Source organism: Devosia sp. Root105, assembly GCF_001424865.1.
Taxonomy (GTDB): Bacteria; Pseudomonadota; Alphaproteobacteria; order Rhizobiales; family Devosiaceae; genus Devosia_A.
In genome coordinates this window covers 125866-147154 of the sequence record NZ_LMCR01000012.1, presented here as the reverse complement: position 1 = coordinate 147154, position 21289 = coordinate 125866, and the positions used below count along the sequence as shown (strand labels likewise).

The following is a 21289-nucleotide window of genomic DNA, read 5'->3' as shown; positions in this document are numbered from 1 at the left end:
GCAATGCCCGCCTCCCACTCTGATGCGTTTGATCACCAGCCCCTCCCACAGCAGCGATGTCATCCCAGCGGAAGCCGGGACCCAACTCACCGCCTGCTCGGGGGGAGAAATGGGTCCCAGCTTTCGCTGGGATGACATCTGTGGGGAAACGCCAATCGTTTCCGACTGCACGAGCGAGGGCGCCAGCTAATGCCCTCCTTCATCCTCGGCCGCCTGGTCTCGCTCATCCTCAGTCTGGTCGCTGCTTCGATCGTCATCTTCCTCGTGCTCGAGGTGGTGCCGGGTGATCCGGCGCAGTTCATGCTCGGGCTCAACGCCACGCCCGAGGCGACGGCGGCGCTCCGCACCGCGCTCGGCCTCGATGGGCCGCTGCTCGAGCGCTATTTCACCTGGGTGCTGGGGCTGCTGCATGGCGATTTCGGCATCAGCTACACCTACAAGGTGCCGGTCTCCGGGCTGATCGCCGACCGCATCTGGATTTCGCTCCCACTGGCCATCTATGCGCTGGCGCTGTCGACGCTGATCGCCTTTCCGGTCGGCATCCTCGCGGCGGTCAGGCGCAACTCGGCCACTGATGTCGGCATCATGGGAGCGACGCAGGTCGGCCTCGCAGTGCCGAACTTCTGGTTCGCCATGCTGCTGGTGCTGCTGTTCTCGATCACCCTCAGATGGTTCTCCGCTGGCGGCTTTCCCGGCTGGCAGGACCCGCTGCTGGCGCTGAAGGCACTGACCCTGCCGGCCGTGGCGCTGGCACTGCCGCAGGCCTCGATCCTCGCCCGCGTCATGCGCTCGTCGCTGCTCGATACGCTGGGCGAGGACTACATCCGTTCGGCCCGGGCCAAGGGCCTGAGCCAGGGGCAGACGCTGTGGCGGCATGCGCTGCGTAACGCCCTGATCCCGGTGCTGACCATCATCGGCTTGCAGTTCTCGTTCCTCCTCGCCGGGGCCATCATCATCGAGAACGTCTTCTTCCTGCCCGGGCTCGGCCGGCTGGTGTTCCAGGGCATCACCTCGCGCGACCTGATCGTGGTGAAATCGGTGGTAATGCTCCTGGTGTTCGCGGTGATCCTCGTCACCTTCCTCGTCGACATCACCTACGCGCTGGTTGACCCCAGGCTCAGGAGGGCGACGCGATGAGCGCCATTGCCGCGCCCGCCACCCGCGACAGCCTGCTGAAGGCGGCGCTCCGCTCGCCGAACTTCCTCATCGGTGCGGCGATCACCCTGGTCTTCGTCATAGCGGCGCTGCTCTCGTTCGTCTGGACGCCCTACGACTATCTGCTGCAGAACATCCCCAACAAGCTGAAGCCGCCTTCGGCGGAGCATTGGCTCGGCACCGACCATTTCGGCCGCGATATCCTCTCGATGATCATGGTCGGCGCCCGCACCTCGATCGCCGTGGCCTTCATCGCTGTGACCGTCGCCATGGTGATCGGCGTGCCGATCGGCCTTTGGGCCGCGGCGCAGCGTGGCACGCTGCTCGATGACGTGCTGATGCGTGCCAACGACCTGGTGTTCGCCTTTCCGGCGCTGCTGATCGCCATCCTGATCACTGCGGTGTTCGGGCCGGGCGCGATCAACGCCATTATCGCGGTCGGGCTCTACAATATGCCGGTCTTCGCTCGCCTGGCGCGGGCAGGGGCACTGAGCCTGTGGCAGCGCGAATTCATCATGGCGGCACGGGTTTCGGGGAAGGGCGCCGCGCGCATCTCGTTCGAGCATATCCTGCCCAACATCCTCAACACCCTGGTGGTACAGGCGACCATCCAGTTCGCCCTCGGCATCCTCGCGGAAGCGGCGCTCGCCTATGTCGGGCTCGGCGTACAGCCGCCAACTCCAAGCTGGGGCAAGATGCTGGCCGACAGCCAGACCATGATCAGTCTCGCGCCGCACGTCGCGCTGGTGCCCGGCCTCACCATCGTGCTGATGGTGCTGGGTGTGAACCTCCTCGGTGACGGCCTGCGCGATATCTTCGATCCGCGCCTGAGGCGGAACCGCTGATGGCGCTGCTCGACGTCAAGGACCTGCAGCTGTCGATCGGCAAGTTCCCGATCCTGCGCGATATCGACCTGTCGGTGGATGCCGGCGAAATTCTCGGGGTCATCGGCGAGAGCGGCTCCGGCAAGTCGATGACGGCGCTGAGTGTCATGCAGCTGCTGCCGTTCGGCGCGACGACATCGGGTTCGGTGAAGCTCGATGGCCGCGAAGTCCTGGGGCTGCCGGATGCCGAGATGCGGAAGATCCGCGGCGGCACCGTCGGCATGGTGTTCCAGGAGCCGATGACGGCGCTGAACCCGGTCAAGACCATTGGCGACCAGGTGGCCGAAACCGCCATGGTGCATGGCGGGCTCGGGCGACGCGAGGCGCTGGAGGTCGCGCGGCAGACCCTCGAACGGGTCGAACTGCCCACCTCGCGCTTCCCACTCGATCGCTATCCGCACGAGCTGAGCGGCGGCCAGCGGCAGCGTGTGGTGATCGCCATGGCCATCGCCATGCGGCCAAAACTGCTGATCGCCGATGAGCCGACCACCGCGCTCGATGTGACGACGCAGGCGGCGATCCTGAAGCTGCTGCAGAAGCTGGTCGATGAAGACGGCATGGGGCTGCTGTTCATCACCCACGATCTCGGGGTGATCGCCGGGCTCGCCGATAAGGTGTCGATCATGCGGCAGGGCGAGGTGGTGGAGGCAGGGCCGACCGTCCAGCTGTTCCGCGCCCTGCAGCATCCCTACTCGAAGGCGCTGTTCGAGGCCTCCTCGCACGTCCCGCCACGCATCCCGCCGGCCGTGGTTGGCGGCAGCCCGGTGCTGGCCGTGGACAACGTCGTGCGCGAATACCCGCTGCCGCGGCGCGGGCTGTTCGAAAAGCGCAAGGTGTTGCGCGCCGTCGACGGTGTGAGCCTCAGGATCGAGAAGGGCGAGAATGTCGGGCTGGTGGGCGAAAGCGGCTGCGGCAAGTCCACGCTGGCCCGCGCCATCATGGCGCTGGAGCCAACCCAGGGCGGTCGCATCGCCATATCAGGCGAGCCGATCGATCCGAAGAAAGGCGCCAGTTTCGCCACGCGCCGGCACCTGCAGGTGGTGTTCCAGGATCCCTATGGCAGCTTCAACCCGCGTCACAGGGTCGACCGGTTGGTCAGCGAGCCGTTTCATCTGCTGGGCTCGGCCGCTCCATCAGGCGCGGAGCGTAGCAAGCGCATCGCCCGGGCGCTGGACGAGGTTGGGCTCTCGGCCACCGATGGCGAGAAATACGTGCACGAATTCTCCGGCGGCCAGCGGCAGCGCATCGCCATTGCCCGGGCGCTGATCATCGAGCCGAGCCTGATCATTCTCGATGAGGCGGTGTCGGCGCTCGACGTCTCGGTGCGGGCGCAGGTGCTGGACCTCCTGGCCGAGCTCTCTGACCGGCTGCAGCTCAGCTACCTGTTCATCTCGCACGACCTTGCCGTGGTCCGCTCCATCACCGACCGGGTGCTGGTGATGCGGGCCGGCAAGATCGTCGAGGAGGGCGCGACTGAGGAAGTGTTCCGGTCGCCAAAGCACCCGTATACGCAGGAGCTACTGGCGGCGACACCTAACCTCGAGGCCGCGCTTGCCAAGCGCGAGGCCGCGGGCGCATAGCCACGGCCGCGGCAGATACGAGTTTGATATGACCGAGCTGAACCTGTTCTTCGATCCCACCAAGTGCTTCATCGGCGGCCGCTGGATCGCGCCGCAGGGTGGCGACTATCTGCCGATGGAGAACCCCTCGACCGGCGAGACCATCGGCCAGATCGCCCGCGGCAAGGCGGCCGACGTCGATGCCGCTGTCGCGGCAGCGCAAGCGGCGCTGGCCGGCGAGTGGGGGCGGACACCGGCGGCAGAGCGCGGCCGGATCCTCAGCCGCATCGGGCAGAAGGTGCTGGAGCGGGTCGACGACCTGGCGCGCATCGAGGCGCTGGATGTCGGCAAGCCCCTGAAGCAGGCCAGGGCCGATGCGCTGGCGCTGGCGCGCTATCTCGAGTTCTACGGCGGCGCCTGTGACAAGATCCACGGCGAGACCATCCCCTATCTCGATGGCTACACTGTCTACACGCTGCGCGAGCCGCATGGGGTGACAGCGCACATCATCCCCTGGAACTACCCCATGCAGATCATCGGCCGCTCGGTGACCGGGGCGCTGGCGATGGGCAATGCCGCGGTGCTGAAACCGGCGGAGGAGGCTTGCCTCACCGCCATCGCTTTTGCCAAGATCGCCGAGGAAGCCGGGCTGCCAGCCGGCGCGCTGAACATCGTGCCGGGGCTGGGCGAGGAAGCCGGCGCTGCGCTGACGGTCCATCCTGATGTCAACCACATCTCGTTCACCGGCTCGGTCGGCGTCGGCAAGCTCATCCAGCACGCCGCGGCCAACAATGTCGTGCCGGTGACGCTGGAGCTCGGCGGCAAGTCACCGCAACTGGTGTTCGAAGACGCCGACCTCAATCGCGCGCTGCCCTTCCTGATCAACGCCGGCATTCAGAACGCCGGCCAGACCTGTTCGGCCAGCTCGCGTATCCTGGTGCACCGGTCGATCCATGACGAAGTGCTGGAACGGATGGCTGGGCGCTACCGGGCGCTGCAGGTCGGTCCGGCGATCGCCGATCTCGATCTCGGCCCGCTGGTGTCGGAGCGGCAGAAGGAGATCGTCGGCGGGTTCCTCCGCGACCTCGGTGGCGCCGAGATCGCGGCAGAGGGTACTGTCGTCGGCGACGCGCCGCAGGGTGGACACTACCAGGCGCCGACACTGCTCTCCCGCGTCTCCCCGGATAACCGGCTGGCGCAGGACGAGATCTTTGGCCCGGTCCAGGTGGTGATCCCGTTCGAGGATGAGGCTGAAGCGGTGGCGATCGCCAACGGCACGGATTTCGGCCTAGTGGCCGGCGTCTGGACCCGCGACGGTGGCCGGCAGATGCGGATGGCCAAGGCGATCAAAACCGGCCAGGTGTTCCTGAACAATTACGGCGCGGGCGGCGGCGTCGAGCTGCCCTTTGGCGGCATCGGCAAGTCCGGCCATGGCCGCGAAAAGGGTTTCGAGGCGCTCTACGGCTTCTCGGTGTTGAAGACAGTGGCCGCATGGCACGGGTGATTTCATGAGACTGGAAGGCAAGGTCGCCATCGTTACCGGCGGCGCATCGGGGTTTGGCGCCGGCATCGTGCGGAAGTTCGCAGCCGAGGGCGCAAAAGTGCTGATCGCCGATATCAACCTCGATGGCGCCGAGGCGCTGGCGCGGGAGCTCGGCCAGAAGGCCGGCCATGTCGACGTCAGCAAGGATGCGAGCGTCAATCAGCTGGCCGCAGCGGCGCTGATGGCCTTCGGCAAGGTTGATATCCTCGTCAACAATGCCGGCGTCTCGCACCTGCCGGCGGCGTTGGACGAGATTTCCGAGGCCGATTTCGACCGGGTGTTCAACGTCAACATGAAGTCGGTCTACCTGACCGCGCGGCACCTCGTGCCGCATTTCAAGGCGCGGAAGACCGGCGCGATCCTCAACGTCGCCTCGACCGCCGCCGTGAGCCCACGCCCCAGGCTCAGCTGGTATAATGCGTCCAAGGGCTGGATGGTGACGGCGACCAAATCCATGGCGGTCGAACTGGCCCCGCTGGGTATCAGGGTCAACGCCATTAATCCGGTGGCCGGCGAAACGCCATTGCTCAAGACCTTCATGGGCGAGGACACCCCCGAGATTCGGGCCAAGTTCCTCTCGACCATTCCGCTGGGCCGCTTCTCGACCCCCGAGGACATGGGCAACGCCGCCTGCTTCCTCTGCTCGGACGAAGCCTCGATGATCACAGGCGTGGCGCTGGAGGTTGACGGCGGCCGGGTTATTTAGGCGCGCCCCTCTGCTGTGGTGTCTCTCTAGGCTGGTGCGCCAAGCGCACGGTCCTGTCACGTCAGCGGAGAAAGCCGTTGATCTCCCGCGCCACCGCCGCCGGAGCTTCCCAATGCAGCGAGTGGGCGGCGTTGGCGATCGGCGCGTGGGTGAAGCGCGGCACCTTGCCGTGCAGTTCCTCGACGGCACCAAACGGCGCCAGCAGATCGAGATCGCCCGAGAGCGCCAGCACTTCACAGGCGACCGTCGAGAGATCGACGATCATGCCGCGATCGATCGCCGCGACCTGCCGGGCGAAATCGCCGGGCGATTGGCGGTGCGGGTAGGCAGTGGAAGCCGCCGCGGCCGCGGCGACGTTCGCCTCGTCGGCAAAGAACGGGGTCGAGAACAACCATTGGAAGAGCAACCGGAACCAATCGGGCGCCGGGACCGTGAAGTAGAACCGCGACAGGTCGCGGAACAGCACTCGTGCCTTCGGGCTGATGGTGCCGGCGCCCATCGTTACCAGTCGGCTGACCCGGGTGGGATGGGTGGCTGCAAGCGCCAGGCCGAGGAAGCCGCCGAGCGAATGTCCGATCACCTCGACCCGCTCGAGCCCGAGATGATCGAGCAGCGCTCCGCAATCGGCGACCATCTCGGCGAGTTCGATCGGGCCTTCGACCCGCGTCCGTCCGGAGCCGCGATTATCGATCAGAATCAGCTGCCGGCCGGGCAGCAACGGCAACAGCGGGCCCCAGCTGGCGCCATCGCTTGCCGTGCCCGCAATCAGCAACAGCGGCTTGCCCTCGCCGAGGATTTCGTAGTGCACCGTGGCAGCGCCGTTCTGGAACTCAGGCATGCGGCAATCTCGATTGTTTTTGCTCGGCCGTGGCGTGGACAGGTCCGACGCGAGGTCTATATTTGACCGGTTGGACAAATGGCTGGAGCGTGATCAGGAAAGGTTGCAGACCTTTCCGGTTCGATCTCGCGACAAAACAAGGACCTGGAGCAGGAGTGCGGTTCAAAGAAACGCAATCCTGCCCAGTGCGAGCATGGCACAGGACGCCCTCGGAAATGAAGTGAGCCGCGCCTCCGCAGCGACGCTGCAGGGGATCGACGATTTCGTTACCGGCTTCCTCGGCTACGAGAAGAAGGCCGGCAACATCATTGCCGCCGCCGATGGCGAGCCGGACGCGGTGCTTGCCAACACCTATGCCGGCTTCACCTGGATGTTCCTCGAGGCCGAGGGCGCCAAGGCCATGGCGGGCAAGTACCTCGCACGGGCCGAGGCCGCCGCCGCCGGCGCCAACGAGCGCGAGCGCATGCTGCTGGCCCAGCTCGAGCGCTGGATCGCCGACGACATTCCCGCCGTGCAGGCGATCGGCGACGAGATCGTCGCGCGCCATCCGCGCGACCTTACGTCGGTAAAGCTGCACCAGTATTTCAGCTTCAACCGTGGCGACGCGGCTAACATGCTGCGCATCGCCAAAGCGGCGGAGGCTGCGAGTGCCGATAACCCGCATATCCACGGCATGCTGGCCTTCGGCTATGAGCAGCTGCACGACCTCGAAACTGCTGAGCGCGAGGCGCGGCTGGCGCTGAAACTGAAGACCAAGGAGCCCTGGGCGCAGCATGCGCTGGCGCATGTGATGCTGGGCACCGGGCGCGTCGCCGAGGGTGTGCAGTTCCTCGCCGAAGCGCAGCGGACCTGGGTCGACCTCAATTCGTTCATGTACACCCACAATTGGTGGCACAAGGCGCTGTTCCACATCAGCCAGGGCGACCACGCCGCGGTGTTCGACGCCTATGACAACCATGTCTGGGGCATCGAGCCGGGCTATTCGCAGGACCAGGTGGGCGCGGTGTCGCTGCTGGCCCGCATGGAGGTGGCCGGCATGGATGTCGGCAACCGCTGGGAGGATGTGGCGGACCATATGCAGGGCAGGGGGCGCGACACCATCCAGCCCTTCCTGACGCTGCAATATCTCTACGGACTGGCGCGAGCCGAGCGCGTCGAAGCCGACGAGCTGATGCGCGCCGTCGAGGAGAAGGCCGCGACCTCGTCCGCCTTCGACCGGGTGGTCTGGCAGGAAGTGGCGCTGCCGGCAGCGCGCGGCGTTCTGGCGCACGCCCGGGGCCACTACGCAGCAGCGGCGCAATGGCTTTCGGTCGCCAATCCGCGGATGACCGAAATCGGTGGCAGCCACGCCCAACGCGACCTGTTCGGGCAATTGCTGCTCGATGCGCATTTGAAGCTCGGCAATTGGGCCATCGCCCAGCAGATGCTCGAAATGCGCCGTACCTGGGACCCGGATGGTGTGCCGCTCAACCAGGCGCTGGCGCTGGTCAACGAGCGGCTGGGCACGGCCGCCTGACCGACCCGTGCGCCCAGCGCATACCGAGCGAGGGGAAGCGGAAACTCCAACGAGCACGGGAATGACCCGGCCGATCGGGTTGGGTAAGGTGAGTCAACCCAGAATCCCTGAAGGAGCCCGGATGCAACCCGGACCGCGCAACCTGATCACTGACGTCGCCGGCCTGCGGGTCGGCAATTCCGAAGACCATAAGATCAAGACCGGCACTACCGTGCTGGTGGCGGACAAACCGTTCCGCGCCTCGGTCGATGTGATGGGTGGCTCGCCCGGCTCGCGCGAGACGGAACTGCTGGCCCCGGACAAGCTGGTCGAGGACATCGACGCGCTTGTGCTTTCGGGCGGCTCGGCCTTCGGGCTCGACGCCGCATCCGGCGTCACCGATGGGCTGCGGAAGCTCGGTCGCGGTTTCCGGGTGGAGAAAGCGACGGTGCCGATCGTTCCTGGCGCCATCATCTTCGACCTGCTCAACAATGGCGACAAGGACTGGGACGAGAACCCCTATCGGGCGCTTGGCGCCAGGGCGCTGGCCAGTGCCCAAGAGGATTTCGCGCTCGGCACGGCGGGCGCAGGCGTCGGCGCGCTGACCGCAAACCTCAAGGGTGGGCTCGGCTCAGCCTCGCTGGTGATCCCCGGCGGTTTCACCGTCGGGGCGCTGGTGGTGGCGAACCCCACGGGCAGCGTCACCATGGGCGACAGCAAGCATTTCTGGGCCGCGCCGTTCGAGGTGGATGGCGAGTTCGGCGGCCTCGGCCCGCTGCCCGGGCCGCTGCCATTCGAACAAACCGCACGCTCGAAGCGCGACTGGGTGACACCGATCGCCAACACCACCATCGCCATCGTCGCGACCGATGCCGACCTCAGCAAGGCGCAACTGAAGCGCCTCGCCGTGGCGGCCCAGGACGGCATCGCCCGCGGCGCCAGTCCGGCCCACACCCAGGTGGATGGCGACCTGATCTTTTCTGTGTCGACTGGGGCGCGCCCGATCACCACGCCAGTGCTGAACGCTCTGCAACTTGGGCACGCAGCGGCAGTGTGCCTGAGCCGCGCCATGGCCCGGGCGATCTACCTCGCAACCCCGGCGCCAAACGATCCGGTGTCGACCTGGCGGGAGAAGTGGGGCAGCTAGGTTGTCTGCAAGCGAACGAGCGTGGGGCACCCCCACCCTCATTCCCTCCCCACAAGGGGAGCGAGGCCCATCGAGTGCATTGAACCATCAGTCGTCTCTCCCTCCCCATCATGGGGAGGGACCAAGGGTGGGGTGGGGCCACCAGCACAGGCGTCAGGGACGAGGCCCCTCCGCCCCCTTCACGTGGTAGCAGAAGTTGCACATGCCATCGCCGTTCATGCAGGTCTTGGTCCGCTCGAGCCTTAGCCCCAGCTCGTCGGCCATGGCGAAATCGCCGTTGCAGATCAACAGTTCACCGAGATCGCGGGCGCCGATCTGTTCCATGAACTCGGCGTAGTCGCAGTGGTTGACCTGGTTGCGCAGCAGCACGTCCGTCTGTTCCAGCGTCTCGAACTCATAACGTACCCCTTCGCCGAAGCCGGCAAACTCTGTGGCGAGGGTGGGGATATCGAGCAAGGAGCCGCGCTGCGCGACGACGGCGCGGTTGGCCTTATCGAGCGCGACCCGCACCAACGCATGCGCCCGTTCCTTGCCGAGCGCGGCCTCCATGGCGCGGACCAGCGGAATCTGGGCCCGGACCTCGGTGGTGATGCGTTCGAATGGGGTCATCGGCAGCTCTCCGGCGTCACGCGATGATGGCAGGATCGTCCGCAGCAGGAAACCCCGGCCGGTCTGATGCGTTTGCCACTTCGACAACGATGGAGGACGCGATGAACGCGCAAAGCAGAGCAACCGCCATGATCCCCGCCCACAACGTCGAGCGGGCAGTGGCCTGGTATCGGGACAAGCTGGGGATCGCGCCTGCCAGGCAGGATGAGAACGGCGCCAACTATGAGCTCAACGGCGTCCAGGCCTTCCTCTACAAGTCGGATTTTGCCGGCACGGCCGAGCACACCATGCTGTCGTTCGACACGGTCGATCTGGACGCCGACATGCGGGACATGCGCGGCAAGGGGGTCACGTTCCTCGACTACGACTTGCCGGATTTGAAGACCGAGAACGGCGTCGCCAGCTTTGGCCCGGTGAAAAACGCCTGGGCCAAGGACAGCGAGGGCAACATTCTCGGCTTCGTTCAGGGCATGTAGAGCGTCAGGCTATTTCGAGCAGCGGAACACCGTGCTCGACTTGGCGTCGCCCACGGCGATCCGGATGCCTTCGCCTGATGGACCGAAGATCGGCGTCAGCTTCAGGTCCTGCTTGTTGCAGGTGGCGCTGAAGGTGCCGTCCTTGTTGTCGTTGAGCGCGATGTCGCAGCTCTTGCCGCCGGCCGAGAACTTGCCTGCCGACACCACCGTGAGGCCGGTCTTGTCGGTGCAATCGAGCGCCGCCCAGCTGCCGATCAGCGGGCGAGCGCCAGGCGGAAGTTTCGCCGCGGTGGCCGGTGCGGCGGGCGTCTTGCCCGTGGCCGGCGCCTTGGCGGGCGTGGCGGCAGCGGCAGGCGCTTCAGCCGACGGCGCCTTGGGCGTGCTGTCGTTGTTGCAGGCGGCCAACAGGGGCAGGACGAGGAGGAGAGAGAGCGGCAAAAGGCGCATCGGCGAATCCGGTGTCGTTGCTATTGTCATGGCATGGGTGCGCCGTCATTGCGGCGCGATTGCAGCGGAGTCGTCAAGTTTGGCTGTAGCGCAGATCTTTGTGGATGCCGATGCCTGTCCGGTGAAGGACGAGGTGCTGCGCGTCGCCGAGCGGCACGGCATGGTGACCACTTTCGTCGCCAATTTCGGGCTGCGGCCATCGCGCGACCCCATGGTGCGCAACGTAATGGTGCCACAGGGCGCCGATGCCGCGGACGATTGGATCGTCGAGCATGCGGGCGCCGGCGACCTGGTGATCACGTCGGACATTCCGCTGGCCAGCCGGGCGCTGAAAGAAGGCGCAATGGTACTCGGGCCGACCGGTAAGCCGTTCACCGAGCACTCGATTGGCATGGCGCTGGCGATGCGTGAGCTGAACCAGCATCTGCGCGAGACCGGCGAGAGCAAGGGTTACAATGCCGGCTTTACCGCCAAGGATCGCTCCAACTTCCTCCATGCGTTCGATGCCGCGGTGCAACGCGCCAAGCGGCAGGGTGAGTGAGGCAGGACCAGCTTCAGCCGGACTGCCATGGCCGCGCCTGAGATAGAAGTTCCCATATCAGCCTTAAGTTTGGGCGGTATGCCCTTGAATTGAGCAGCAAACTGCGCTTCAAACGTGCACCGTTTTCCTGCCCGAGTATTCCCACTTGAGCCGTCTTCTCGATTTCATCCACCGGCACGAGCCGCGCGGCCAGACTTTGGCGCACTTGAAATCCGGCACCGGCGCTGTGGTGGCGATGACCCTGGTGGGCGGGCTGGCCGCCTGGACCGGGCTGCCGATGCTGTTGGCGCCGTTCGGCGCGACCGCCGTGCTGCTGTTCGGGCAGGCCGAGAGCCCGCTGGCGCAGCCCGCCAACATTTTCGGTGGCTATCTGGTGGCAGCCGTGATCAGCGTGGCGATCTTCGCGCTGCTGCCGTCAGCCTGGTGGGTGGCCACCATCGCCGTTGGTCTGGTGATCGCTGCGATGCTGCTGCTGCGCGTCACACATCCGCCGGCGGGTGCGGTGCCGCTGGTGGCGTTCTCTACCCACATGCCGATGGATACGCTGTTCCTCGTGGTCGTGGCGGGCGCCGCCTGCCTCGTCGCGGTGGCCGTGGTGCACCACCAGCTGCCGCCGCGGGTGACTTACCCGCGCCGTCCGACCCGGCCGGGCTGAGCCGCCTCAACCCCCAACAACCCGGTGTCGATGATCATCTCGATCTCGTCGCGCACCTTGTCCAGCACATCATTGATTGCTGCCACGGCCTGGGCCGGGTCGGCGGCGACGATCGCATCGGCGAGGTCGCGATGCGGCGGGAACGAGTCGAGGCCGAAATCGTCACGGCCGAACGGCGACTCGTTGGATCGCTCCAACGCCTCGTCGAGCTTGTGCAGGATCTCGCCGAACATCGGGTTCCCGGACGCCTCGTAGATGGCGCCGTGGAAAGCGGCGTCCGCCTTGTGCCAGTTGCGGCGCGCCGCGACATCGGCCAGCAGCACGTCGCAGAGCCGCGAGATTTCCGCCCGCTGCGCCTTGGTGGCGTTGACCGTCGCCTTACGCACCACCTCGTTCTCGAGCGCCCGGCGGACCTCGACCAGGCGGAGCAGGGCCTCGCCCTCGAAGCGGATCATCGTCGGCGCGAGCCCGCGTGAGGTGCGCACCTTGGCCGCGAGGTAGGTGCCATCGCCACGCCGACGGCGGATGATGCCGAGGCCCTCCCAGCGGTTCAGCGCCTCGCGGATGGTGGAACGGCCGACCCCGAGGGTGGTCGCCAGCGAGACTTCCGGCGGCAGCCGATCGCCGACGCTCAGCCCGGCCCGCTCGATCATTTCGGCGAGCGCATCCAGCACGGCAACGCCGCGCGTCCGCGTCTCCAGCGGTTCGAGGTAGCTCAGTACTCCGTCCTGCGCCACGCCTGTTCCTCCCGGCCCGAATGGCCGTGCCGGCACCACCATCACAATTCGGCGGTTTTGTCAGCCATGCTGACGTGCCAGCTCCGGTTTGCCCTGCAAATCCAGCATCTCCGTCAATGCGCCGATGAGGATGTCCATCTGCGCCTTCGAGTTGTAGCCCTGCACCGAAACCCGGACGATGTGGTGGTCCTGCCACTTGAATACCGGGATCTCGATCGCGTATCGCGCCATCAGCTCCTTGGAGAACTCCGCCGGTTCGAACTCGGGGACCGGCATCGCCACCATCTGCGGCGCGCAGAACTCCGGGCTGCTGAGCGGTTCCAGACCCGTCAGCGCTTGCAGGCGCCGCGCCGTTTCCTGCGCCAGCTCGCGGCAGTCTGCCGCCACGCGGGTCCAGTCATGGTCCTCACGGAACTTGATCGCCGACGGCACGCTCAACCAGGCCGCTGGGTCGCGCGTTCCTTGCATCTCCAGCTCGTCGATGAACGGCGAGTTGCCGAAGGCGCCCTTGGCGTCGGGGAGTTTTGAGTCGGCGGTCCAGCCGTGGCTGATCACCAGCGGATTGATCAGGCCCTGCAGTTCCGGCCGGACATAGAGGAACGCCGAGCCTTTGGGCGTCATCAGCCACTTGTGGCAATTGCCCGAGTAGAAATCGACGCCCATCGCATCGAGGTTCAGCGGGATATGACCAGGGGTGTGGGCGCCGTCGATCACCGTCCAGATGCCGCGCTTGCGGGCTTCGGCAATCGGCCGCTCGATCGGGAAGCGCAGCGCCGTCGGCGAGGTGATGTGGCTGAGGAACAGCACCTTGGTGCGCTCGTTCATCGCCTCGACCAGCGTGTTGGTGAACGCCGCCTCGGACACCAGTGGCATCGGCACCTTGACCGTGACGATCTTGGCGCCGGTACGGCGCGCCACATAGGCCCAGGTCTTTTCCAGCGCCGAATACTCGTGATCGGTCGTCAGGATCTCGTCGCCTTCCCTTAGGTCGAGCGACTGGGCGACGATGTTGAGCCCTTCGGTGGCGTTGACCAGCCCGACGATGTTCTCCGAGGTCGTGCCGAGAAATGCCGAGAGCGCCACGCGGGGCACCTTGGTGCGTTCGCTGAGGTCGCGGCCGAGGAAGGCCACCGGCTGCCGTTCCAGCTCGAGCTGCCAGGCCTGGTAGGTCTCGAACACCGGACGCGGGCAGGCGCCGAAAGAGCCATGGTTCAGGAAAACGACATCGTCCCGGAGGAGGAAGTGTCGCGCGAGATTGGAGGACAAGTCAGCGGCCTTTCAGTGTGGGATCGAGTGCATCGCGCAGGCCGTCGCCGAACAGCGTCGTGGCGAGCACGGTGATGGCGAGGGCAGCCGTGGGGAACACGGCCATGTGCCAGTAAAAGAACATGAAGTTGATGCCGACATTGATCATCTGGCCCCAGCTCGGGGTTGGCGGCGCCACGCCGATGCCGAGGAAGCTGAGGCTCGCCTCGAGCATCATGGCGCCCGGCACCGACAGCACGAACCCGACGATGATCGGCGACAGCGAGTTGGGGATGACGTGGCGGCGGAGGATGTACCAGGGCGAGGCGCCGAGCGCCTGCGCCGCCCGCACGAACTCCTTCTCGCGGAACGACTTCACCTGGGCCCGGACCAGGAGGCAGACGCCGAACCAGCCGAACAGCGAGGCCACCACGATGATGGTGAAGAAGCCACCGCCGGCCAGCGCCCCCAGCAGCATGGCTGCCAGCAGCGGCGGCACCACCGAGAAGATTTCGATGACGCGCATGATGAACCAGTCGACGCGGCCGCCGAAATAGCCGGCAATGGCGCCGATCGGGATCCCGATCAACAGGCTGCAGGTCGCGGCGGCAAAGCCGATCAGCAGCGACACCCGGGCGCCGTAGACGATACGGGTGAAGAAGTCGCGTCCGAGATCGTCGACGCCGAACCAGAACTCGGCCGACGGGAAAGCCAGCGACTGTGTCAGGTAGAGCTGGGCGTCCGGGGCGCTCTTGGTGAACAGCGGCGCGAAGATCGCGGCGAGGATGATGATCCCGAGCACGACGCCGCCGGTCACAGCCGCCTTGTTGGCGGCAAAGCGCCGCCAGGCGAAATAGGCCGGGCTATGCTGGGTGTGCGCGGGTGGTACGGCGAGCGCGCCGGTTTCGATGTCGGTGGTCATTTCGCGTCATCTCCGAGACGGATGCGCGGATTGAGCCACGCGTAGGCGATATCGGAAATCAGGTAGGCGAAACAGATTCCGATGGTGAACATCAGCACCAGCGCCATCTCGAGCGGATAGTCGCGGTTCTCGATGGAGGAGACGAAGTAGCTGCCGAGCCCGGGGATACGGAACATCGCCTCGACGAAGATCGAGCCGGTGGCCGTACCCATGAACATCGGCAGGAACACCGTGACCATCGGGATGGCCGAGTTGCGCAACACGTGCTGGAAGATGATCCGCCGCTCGCTCAGCCCCTTGGCACGGAGTGCCGTGACGAAGGGGCGGTTGAGCGTGTCGAGCATGGCCGAGCGCGTATAGCGGGCATAGGTGGCGAGCGGGATCGCGGCGTAAGCGATGATCGGCAGGATCCACCGTTCCGGTTTGCCCCAGCCGCTGGCCGGCAGCCAGTTGAGCCAGACCGCAAAGATCAGGATCAGCAGCATCGAGATGACGAACACCGGGATGGTGAGGCCGAGCACCGACAGCGTCGAGGCAAGGTAGTCGATCCAGCTGTTGCGCTTCAGCGCCGCCGCCATGCCGATCAGGATACCGAGGGCGGCGCCGATGATGACGCCGGAACCGCCAAGGATCAGGCTGGGCACCCAGGCCTGCTGCAACAGGCTGATCACTGTCTCGCCCGGCGACTGGTAAGGAACACCCCAGTTTCCCTGCAGCACGCCCGCCATGTAGTTGACGTACTGCACCCAGAGCGGCTGATCGAGGCCCAGCCTGGCATTGAGCGCAGCCTTGACCGCCGCGGAGAGCGGCATGTCCTTTTCGGTGAACGGACCGCCCGGCACCGCGTGCATCATCAGGAAGATGACCAGCGAAACGATGAAGAAGGTCACGGCGACCGAGAGCAGGCGTTTGATGAGATAGACAATCATGCCCGGACCTCCATCAGTTGGTGACGATGGCTTCGACGAGGTGGCCTGGGGCCACGCTCACGAGCTGCGGAATGTCGCCGGCCGTCGCTTCCGCCGCGAGGCTGGAGCGCGCCAGGCGCGGCGTGCCAGCGGCGATGTCGTCGGCGGTGACGAAAGAACGCTCGCGGCGATCCCTCGGGTTGGTGACCGGGATCGCATCGAGCAGCGAGCGCGTGTAGGGGTGGCGCGGGTTGGCGAAGATATTGGCCGTCGGCGCCTGTTCGACCACCCGGCCCTTGTACATCACCACCACGCTGTCGGTCAGCGAGCGCACGACGCTGAGGTCATGGCTGATGAACAGCATCGAGAGCCCCATCTGCTTCTGCAGGTTTTTGAGCAGCCCGATGATCTGGGCCTTGACCGTAACGTCGAGCGCCGAGGTCGGCTCGTCCGCGACCAGCACCGAGGGCCCGAGGATCAGCGCCCGGGCAATGGCGACGCGCTGCCGCTGGCCACCCGACAGCTCGTGCGGGTAGCGGTTGCCGAAGCTGCGGTCCATGCCGACGCGCTCCAGCCAGCTCAGCGCTTCCTCGGTTTGCTCGCGCGAGCTCTTCACGCCGTGGATGTTGAGCGGCTCGGCGATGATCTGGCTCAGCGTCATCATCGGATCGAGGGCCGAGTAGCTGTCCTGGAACACCACCTGCATGCGCCGGCGGAACGCCTTGAGCGCGGTGACGTCGAGCTTCGAGATATCGGTGCCATCGACGAAGATCTGTCCGGCGGTCGGCTCCAGCAGCCGCATCGCCATCATGCCGGTGGTCGACTTGCCCGAACCGGACTCGCCGACGAGGCCGACGATCTTGTTGCGCGGCAAGACGAGATTGACCCCGCGCACCGCCGGGAAGTCGACATAGGTCGAAAAGATCCGGCCGCGGCGACGCAGCGCATAGACTTTGGAGAGATTGCGCAGCTCGAGGGCAGGGGCGATCGGCTCGCCGGTGCCCGGCTCGGCCCGCCGCGATTCGCCGGCCCTGAGGCTCGCCAGCAGCGACTGGGTGTAGCTGTGCTTAGGGGTGTCGAAGATCTGGTCGACGGTACCTTCTTCCATCACCCGCCCACCGTACATGACGACGACGCGCTCGACGGTTTCGGCGACGACGCCGAGGTCATGGGTGATCATGATCAGCGCCATGCCCATCTCGGCCTGCAGGCCCTTGATGAGCTGCAGGATCTGCGCCTGGATGGTGACGTCGAGCGCCGTGGTCGGCTCGTCCGCAATCAGCACCTTGGGCCGGCAACTGAGCGCCATGGCGATCATCGCGCGCTGCAGCATGCCGCCGGAAAGCTGGTGCGGGTAATAGTTCAGCACATCCCTGGCGTTCTTGATCTCGACCTTGAGCAGCAGTTGCTCGGCCTCGGCCAGCGCCGTCTCCTTGGTGACATCGCGATGCGTGCGGATGGTTTCGACCATCTGGTGGCCGATGGTGAACACCGGATCGAACGCCGTCGCCGGGTCCTGGAAGATCAGCGCGGCAATCTTGCCGCGCAGCGCCGACATCTGGCGCGGCTTGGCTTTCAGCACGTCGACCCCATCGAGCTCGAGCCGGTCGGCAGTGATGGTCGCCGTGTTGGGCAACAGCCGCATCAGCGCCAGGCACGAGACGGACTTGCCCGAACCGGACTCTCCGACGATGCCCAGGCTTTCGCCTTCCGCAAGCTGGATATCGACGCCGCGTACCGCGTCGATCTGGCCGCCATGCTGACGGAAGCTGACCTTCAGGCCTTTGATATTTACGAGAGTCATGCGCTGTTCCGAACTGGGTGCCCCCGGCCACCGGCCGGGAGCACTGGTTTTCGCGACTAGTTCTTGGTCAGGTGGGTGTAAACGTAACCCGACCAGTTGGGGTAGAAGCCCTGCTTGTTGGGCGTCATGGCATCGCCACCGAGCTTGTCGGACACGACGTTCATGGTGATTGGATGGGTCAGCGGCACGATCAGCCCCTGGTCGATCATCACCTGCTCGGCCTGTTCGTAGAGCTTCACGCGCTCGTCCCAGGTCGGGGCGGAGTCGGCCTGCTTGACCAGGTCGTCATAGGCCGCGATGTGGTAGCTGTGCCGGCCGCCATTGTAGAACAGGCCATAGAAGTTCGACGGGTCGAGGTAGTCGTACTCGTAGGGCGCCAGATAGATGTTGTTCTTGCGCGCCAGCATGCCTTCCATCCAGTCCTTGCCCGGCATCACCTTGATGTTCATGGTGATCCCGAGGATCTGCTTGAACTGCGACTGCAGGTACTGCGCCATCGGCGGCAGGATCGCGCCGTTATAGCCGCCTTCCTCGCGGAACCAGATCTCGATGTCAGGGAAGCCGTTGCCATCAGGGTAGCCGGCCTTGGCCAGCAATTCCTTGGCTTTCTCAGGGTCGAATACCGCTTGCTTGGCGACATTCTCGCTGTAGCCGGGGAAGCCAGGCGGCAGGATCGAATGGGCCGGGATGGCGATATCCTTGAGGACGGTCGAGGTCAGCTCGTCACGGTTGATGGCGTAGTAGAGCGCCTTGCGGACGTCGACATTGTCGAACGGCGCCTTGTCGAGATCGAACGAGATATAGTTGGTCGAGAACACCGGGTTGGTGTGGATCTGGTCGGCATAACGCTGCCGCATCATCGCCACCTGCCCGGTATTCAGCGAGGTCATGTCGACATCCCCGGCGAGGAAGGCAGGCACGCCCACCTCCGGCAGGCCGAGCGAGGAGTCGAGCACGACTTCATCGATCTCGGGCATCCAGGGGCCCTTGTAGTCGGGGTTCCTGGCGAGCGTGACGGTGTTGTTGGATTTCACCCATTCCTTCACCACCCAGGGACCCGACGAGACGATAGTCTCGACATTGGTCGACCATTCTTCGCCGAACTTGTCGAACTGGTGCTTGGGCACCGGGTACCAGAGCGATACGACGCTCGGCAGGTACGGCTTGGGTGCAGTAGTGGTGACTTCGAGCGTCTTGTCATCGACGGCCTTGAGGCCGAGGGTCGCTACGTCAGCCTTGCCGGCCGTCACGTCGTCCCAGTTCTTGATGCCGCCGGCAAAGCTCCAGTACCAGGCGAAATCATAGCCGGTGGTGGCCGCATGCTGCAGCGCGAAGACGAAATCCTCAGCGGTCAGCGGTTCGCCGTCGCTCCAGTTGAGCTCGGGCCGGATCTTGAACGTCCAGGTCAGGCCATCGGCCGACTGCGACCAGCTCTCCGCCGCGATCGGGGTAAGGTTGAAGTCCTTGTCGAAGGCGGTCAGGCCGATCTGGATCATGTCCGAGCCGGCGGCGCGGGCATAAACAGTTTTCATGTAATCCATATAGGTGGCCGTCGTGGACTGTCCGGGGACAGTCACGGTCTGGGCCAGCGCCGGCACGGCCATACTTGCCGCCAGCGCTATCGATCCTGCCAATTTCAGCAGCAAATTCAATCCACTCTCCTCAAGTATTTGTGCACAGGATCCGATGAGCCAGGGCGTGCACGCCCCGTGCGGCGGCCCTCGGAGTGCTTCTTGCGACGTCCCCCTGCGCTCCCGTTGTGGGATGTCACAGGTCCTCTCGCGTCGCGGGTACGGGGCCCGAGACGTTCCCCGGCCGAAGCCGGGGAACGCGAGTTCTCCTACTTCACCGAGATGTGCGAGTAGAGGAAGTTACCGATACGCCCCAGCGGGGTGAAGCCACGCGAGTTGGGCGTGACGCCCGGACCGGTGATGTCCTCGCTGACGGCGGCAGTGATGACCGGGTGCACCAGCGGCACGATGAGCCCCTGATCGATCATCACCTGTTCAGCCTGCTCGTAGAGCTTGAAGCGCTCCTCCCAGACCGGGTTCTTGTCGGCCTCGGCGACGAGCTTGTCGTATTCGGCCACGTGGTAGCTGTGACGGCCACCATTGTAGAACAGGCCATAGAAGTTCGACGGGTCGAGATAGTCGTACTCGTAGGGCGCCAGGTAGATGTTATTCTTGCGGGCGAGCATGCCCTCCATCCAGTCCTTGCCCGGCATCACCTTGATATTCATGGTGATTCCGAGAATGTCCTTGAACTGGGCCTGCAGGTACTGAGCCATGGCGGGGAGGATCGCGCCGTTATAGCCGCCTTCCTCACGGAACCAGACTTCGATGGTCGGGAAGCCCTCGGCGTTCGGGTAGCCGGCCTTGGCCAGCAGTTCCTTGGCCTTGGCGGGGTCGAACACGGCCTGCGCCGCGACCTTGTCGCTGTAGCCAGGGTAGCCGGGCGCCAGGATCGAGTGCGCCGGGATGGCGATGTCCTTGAGCACGGTGGCGGTCAGCTCGTCGCGGTTGACGGCGTAGTAGAGCGCCTTGCGGACGTCGGCATTGTCGAACGGCGCCTTTTCGAGATCGAAGGCGAGGTAGGACGTGGCAAATACCGCCTCGGTGCGGATCGAGTCGGGGAAGCGCTGCTTCACCACCGGGATCTGGCCGGCGTTGAGCGTGGTATAGGCGAGATCGCCGGCGAGGAAGGCCGGCATGCCGACTTCCGGCAGGCCCACCGACGGATCGACGGTCAGCTCGTCGACCTGCGCCACCCACGGACCGTTATAGTCGGGGTTCTTGACGAGGACGACCGAGTTGTTCGACTTCTCCCAGGACTTGAGCAGGAACGGACCCGACGAGAGGACATTGGCGACGTTGCTCGCCCAGTCATCGCCGAACTTGTCGAACTGGTGTTTGGGCACCGGGTACCACAGCGAAACCACGCCCGGCAGGTAGGGCTTGGGCGCCGCGGTGGTGACTTCGATAGTCTTGTCGTCGACGGCCTTGAGGCCGAGGGTCGAAACGTCTGCCTTGCCGGCCGACACGTCGTCCCAGTTCTTGATCCCCGAGGCAAAGCTCCAGTACCAGGCGAAATCGTAGCCGGTGGTGGCGGCGCGCTGCAGGGCGAAGATGTAGTCGTTCGCGGTGACCGGAGCCCCGTCGCTCCACTTCATGCCGTCACGCAGGTGGAAGGTCCAGGTCAGGCCATCGGTAGACTGCTCCCAGCTGGTCGCGGCCAGCGGCGTGAGCTGGTATTCGTTGTCGAAGCTGGTCAGCGGCTCCTGCAGCAGCTCGGCGCCGGAAGCGCGCGCGTAGACCGTCTTCATGTAGTCCATATACGTGCCGGTGGTGGATCCACCCGGTACGGTGAGTTTTGTCTGCGCCAACGCTGGCACGGCGGTCAATCCCGCGGCCAGCGCGACCGCGCCGACAAATTTCAGCAACGCGTTCATAGAGCTCCCTCCTTGTTGCAGAGCTACTGCTTGACGTCCCCTGTGCCCCGGCCGAACCTCGGCGAACCGCTGTCCGAACGGGCCTCGCATGAGCGGTTTCCGGGCATAGACGCCCCGCCCGGAACCGGTTCATTGGCCGACTGCATTTCCCCTCGCAATCGGCCTTATGA

20 protein-coding genes are annotated in these 21289 nt (G+C 65.5%); 10 read left to right on the top strand and 10 right to left on the bottom strand.

Annotated features, from left to right (window positions below; all coding sequences use genetic code 11):
• Positions 1-189 precede the first annotated feature (189 nt).
• The 5 genes from ASC68_RS09330 to ASC68_RS09310 are packed head-to-tail and all read left to right on the top strand — an operon-like array spanning position 190 to position 5847.
• Positions 190-1137, top strand: coding sequence for an ABC transporter permease (locus ASC68_RS09330; RefSeq protein ID WP_055878110.1), 948 nt, complete (start codon positions 190-192; stop codon positions 1135-1137).
• Positions 1134-2000 (top strand): ABC transporter permease, encoded by an 867-nt coding sequence (locus ASC68_RS09325; RefSeq protein WP_055878109.1) that lies wholly within the window; start codon positions 1134-1136, stop codon positions 1998-2000. The genes ASC68_RS09330 and ASC68_RS09325 overlap by 4 nt, the downstream gene beginning before the upstream one ends.
• The gene (locus ASC68_RS09320; RefSeq protein WP_055878107.1) at positions 2000-3619 is read left to right on the top strand and encodes a dipeptide ABC transporter ATP-binding protein; all 1620 of its coding nucleotides are present in this window, start codon (positions 2000-2002) and stop codon (positions 3617-3619) included. The genes ASC68_RS09325 and ASC68_RS09320 overlap by 1 nt, the downstream gene beginning before the upstream one ends.
• A 28-nt stretch (positions 3620-3647) precedes the next feature.
• Positions 3648-5102 (top strand): aldehyde dehydrogenase family protein, encoded by a 1455-nt coding sequence (locus ASC68_RS09315; RefSeq protein WP_055878106.1) that lies wholly within the window; start codon positions 3648-3650, stop codon positions 5100-5102.
• A 4-nt stretch (positions 5103-5106) separates the two neighbouring features.
• Positions 5107-5847 (top strand): SDR family oxidoreductase, encoded by a 741-nt coding sequence (locus tag ASC68_RS09310; RefSeq protein ID WP_055878103.1) that lies wholly within the window; start codon positions 5107-5109, stop codon positions 5845-5847.
• A gap of 61 nt (positions 5848-5908) precedes the next feature.
• Here ASC68_RS09310 and ASC68_RS09305 read toward each other — a convergent pair whose 3' ends face one another.
• Entirely contained in the window at positions 5909-6685 is a 777-nt protein-coding gene (locus ASC68_RS09305) for an alpha/beta hydrolase (RefSeq protein ID WP_055878101.1), read from the bottom strand.
• A gap of 220 nt (positions 6686-6905) precedes the next feature.
• On the opposite strand from ASC68_RS09305, the gene ASC68_RS09300 reads away from it, so the two are divergent.
• Both ASC68_RS09300 and ASC68_RS09295 read left to right on the top strand, forming a co-directional pair.
• Positions 6906-8201, top strand: a complete 1296-nt coding sequence (locus tag ASC68_RS09300; protein ID WP_197421148.1) for a tetratricopeptide repeat protein — start codon at positions 6906-6908, stop codon at positions 8199-8201.
• A gap of 121 nt (positions 8202-8322) precedes the next feature.
• Complete coding sequence (locus tag ASC68_RS09295) at positions 8323-9327, top strand: P1 family peptidase (protein WP_055878097.1); 1005 nt, start codon at positions 8323-8325, stop codon at positions 9325-9327.
• Positions 9328-9480: 153 nt separating this feature from the next.
• Here the strand turns inward: ASC68_RS09295 and ASC68_RS09290 are convergent, their stop codons facing one another.
• Positions 9481-9936, bottom strand: a complete 456-nt coding sequence (locus ASC68_RS09290) for an L-2-amino-thiazoline-4-carboxylic acid hydrolase (protein ID WP_055878095.1) — start codon at positions 9934-9936, stop codon at positions 9481-9483.
• 101 nt (positions 9937-10037) lie between these two features.
• On the opposite strand from ASC68_RS09290, the gene ASC68_RS09285 reads away from it, so the two are divergent.
• Complete coding sequence (locus tag ASC68_RS09285; RefSeq protein WP_055878093.1) at positions 10038-10412, top strand: glyoxalase/bleomycin resistance/dioxygenase family protein; 375 nt, start codon at positions 10038-10040, stop codon at positions 10410-10412.
• 9 nt (positions 10413-10421) lie between these two features.
• Here ASC68_RS09285 and ASC68_RS09280 read toward each other — a convergent pair whose 3' ends face one another.
• The gene (locus ASC68_RS09280; protein ID WP_055878091.1) at positions 10422-10859 is read right to left on the bottom strand and encodes a hypothetical protein; all 438 of its coding nucleotides are present in this window, start codon (positions 10857-10859) and stop codon (positions 10422-10424) included.
• Positions 10860-10938: 79 nt separating this feature from the next.
• Between ASC68_RS09280 and ASC68_RS09275 the strand changes: the two genes are divergently transcribed.
• On the top strand, positions 10939-11400 hold the full coding sequence (locus ASC68_RS09275; protein WP_055878090.1) for a YaiI/YqxD family protein: 462 nt from the start codon (positions 10939-10941) through the stop codon (positions 11398-11400).
• Positions 11401-11545: 145 nt separating this feature from the next.
• Entirely contained in the window at positions 11546-12055 is a 510-nt protein-coding gene (locus ASC68_RS09270) for an HPP family protein (protein WP_055878088.1), read from the top strand.
• On the opposite strand, the gene ASC68_RS09265 is transcribed toward ASC68_RS09270, so the two are convergent.
• The 7 genes from ASC68_RS09265 to ASC68_RS09235 form a co-directional block, all read right to left on the bottom strand.
• Complete coding sequence (locus ASC68_RS09265) at positions 12025-12792, bottom strand: FCD domain-containing protein (RefSeq protein ID WP_055878086.1); 768 nt, start codon at positions 12790-12792, stop codon at positions 12025-12027. The genes ASC68_RS09270 and ASC68_RS09265 overlap by 31 nt on opposite strands.
• Positions 12793-12852: 60 nt before the next feature.
• Entirely contained in the window at positions 12853-14058 is a 1206-nt protein-coding gene (locus ASC68_RS09260) for an aminotransferase class V-fold PLP-dependent enzyme (RefSeq protein WP_055878084.1), read from the bottom strand.
• A gap of 1 nt (position 14059) precedes the next feature.
• The gene (locus ASC68_RS09255) at positions 14060-14959 is read right to left on the bottom strand and encodes an ABC transporter permease (RefSeq protein ID WP_055878082.1); all 900 of its coding nucleotides are present in this window, start codon (positions 14957-14959) and stop codon (positions 14060-14062) included.
• On the bottom strand, positions 14956-15888 hold the full coding sequence (locus ASC68_RS09250) for an ABC transporter permease (protein WP_055878080.1): 933 nt from the start codon (positions 15886-15888) through the stop codon (positions 14956-14958). Before ASC68_RS09250 ends, ASC68_RS09255 begins: the two co-directional genes overlap by 4 nt.
• A gap of 13 nt (positions 15889-15901) precedes the next feature.
• The gene (locus ASC68_RS09245; RefSeq protein ID WP_082528031.1) at positions 15902-17671 is read right to left on the bottom strand and encodes an ABC transporter ATP-binding protein; all 1770 of its coding nucleotides are present in this window, start codon (positions 17669-17671) and stop codon (positions 15902-15904) included.
• Positions 17672-17727: 56 nt separating this feature from the next.
• Entirely contained in the window at positions 17728-19323 is a 1596-nt protein-coding gene (locus ASC68_RS09240; protein WP_156387296.1) for a peptide ABC transporter substrate-binding protein, read from the bottom strand.
• 188 nt (positions 19324-19511) lie between these two features.
• A complete protein-coding gene (locus tag ASC68_RS09235) occupies positions 19512-21119 on the bottom strand; it encodes a peptide ABC transporter substrate-binding protein (RefSeq protein ID WP_055878077.1) in 1608 nt (535 codons plus the stop codon).
• Positions 21120-21289 lie beyond the last annotated feature (170 nt).

What these genes read in the sequence shown, in the direction of transcription:
- ASC68_RS09315 (WP_055878106.1), top strand. Translation starts at nt 3,648, where the DNA reads ATGACCGAGCTGAACCTGTTCTTCGATCCCACCAAGTGCTTCATCGGC.
- ASC68_RS09310 (WP_055878103.1), top strand. Translation starts at nt 5,107, where the DNA reads ATGAGACTGGAAGGCAAGGTCGCCATCGTTACCGGCGGCGCATCGGGG.
- ASC68_RS09305 (WP_055878101.1), bottom strand. Translation starts at nt 6,685, where the DNA reads ATGCCTGAGTTCCAGAACGGCGCTGCCACGGTGCACTACGAAATCCTC.
- ASC68_RS09290 (WP_055878095.1), bottom strand. Translation starts at nt 9,936, where the DNA reads ATGACCCCATTCGAACGCATCACCACCGAGGTCCGGGCCCAGATTCCG.
- ASC68_RS09235 (WP_055878077.1), bottom strand. Translation starts at nt 21,119, where the DNA reads ATGAACGCGTTGCTGAAATTTGTCGGCGCGGTCGCGCTGGCCGCGGGA.
- ASC68_RS09280 (WP_055878091.1), bottom strand. Translation starts at nt 10,859, where the DNA reads ATGCGCCTTTTGCCGCTCTCTCTCCTCCTCGTCCTGCCCCTGTTGGCC.
- ASC68_RS09325 (WP_055878109.1), top strand. Translation starts at nt 1,134, where the DNA reads ATGAGCGCCATTGCCGCGCCCGCCACCCGCGACAGCCTGCTGAAGGCG.
- ASC68_RS09295 (WP_055878097.1), top strand. Translation starts at nt 8,323, where the DNA reads ATGCAACCCGGACCGCGCAACCTGATCACTGACGTCGCCGGCCTGCGG.
- ASC68_RS09245 (WP_082528031.1), bottom strand. Translation starts at nt 17,671, where the DNA reads ATGACTCTCGTAAATATCAAAGGCCTGAAGGTCAGCTTCCGTCAGCAT.
- ASC68_RS09320 (WP_055878107.1), top strand. Translation starts at nt 2,000, where the DNA reads ATGGCGCTGCTCGACGTCAAGGACCTGCAGCTGTCGATCGGCAAGTTC.
- ASC68_RS09250 (WP_055878080.1), bottom strand. Translation starts at nt 15,888, where the DNA reads ATGATTGTCTATCTCATCAAACGCCTGCTCTCGGTCGCCGTGACCTTC.
- ASC68_RS09285 (WP_055878093.1), top strand. Translation starts at nt 10,038, where the DNA reads ATGAACGCGCAAAGCAGAGCAACCGCCATGATCCCCGCCCACAACGTC.
- ASC68_RS09255 (WP_055878082.1), bottom strand. Translation starts at nt 14,959, where the DNA reads ATGACCACCGACATCGAAACCGGCGCGCTCGCCGTACCACCCGCGCAC.
- ASC68_RS09330 (WP_055878110.1), top strand. Translation starts at nt 190, where the DNA reads ATGCCCTCCTTCATCCTCGGCCGCCTGGTCTCGCTCATCCTCAGTCTG.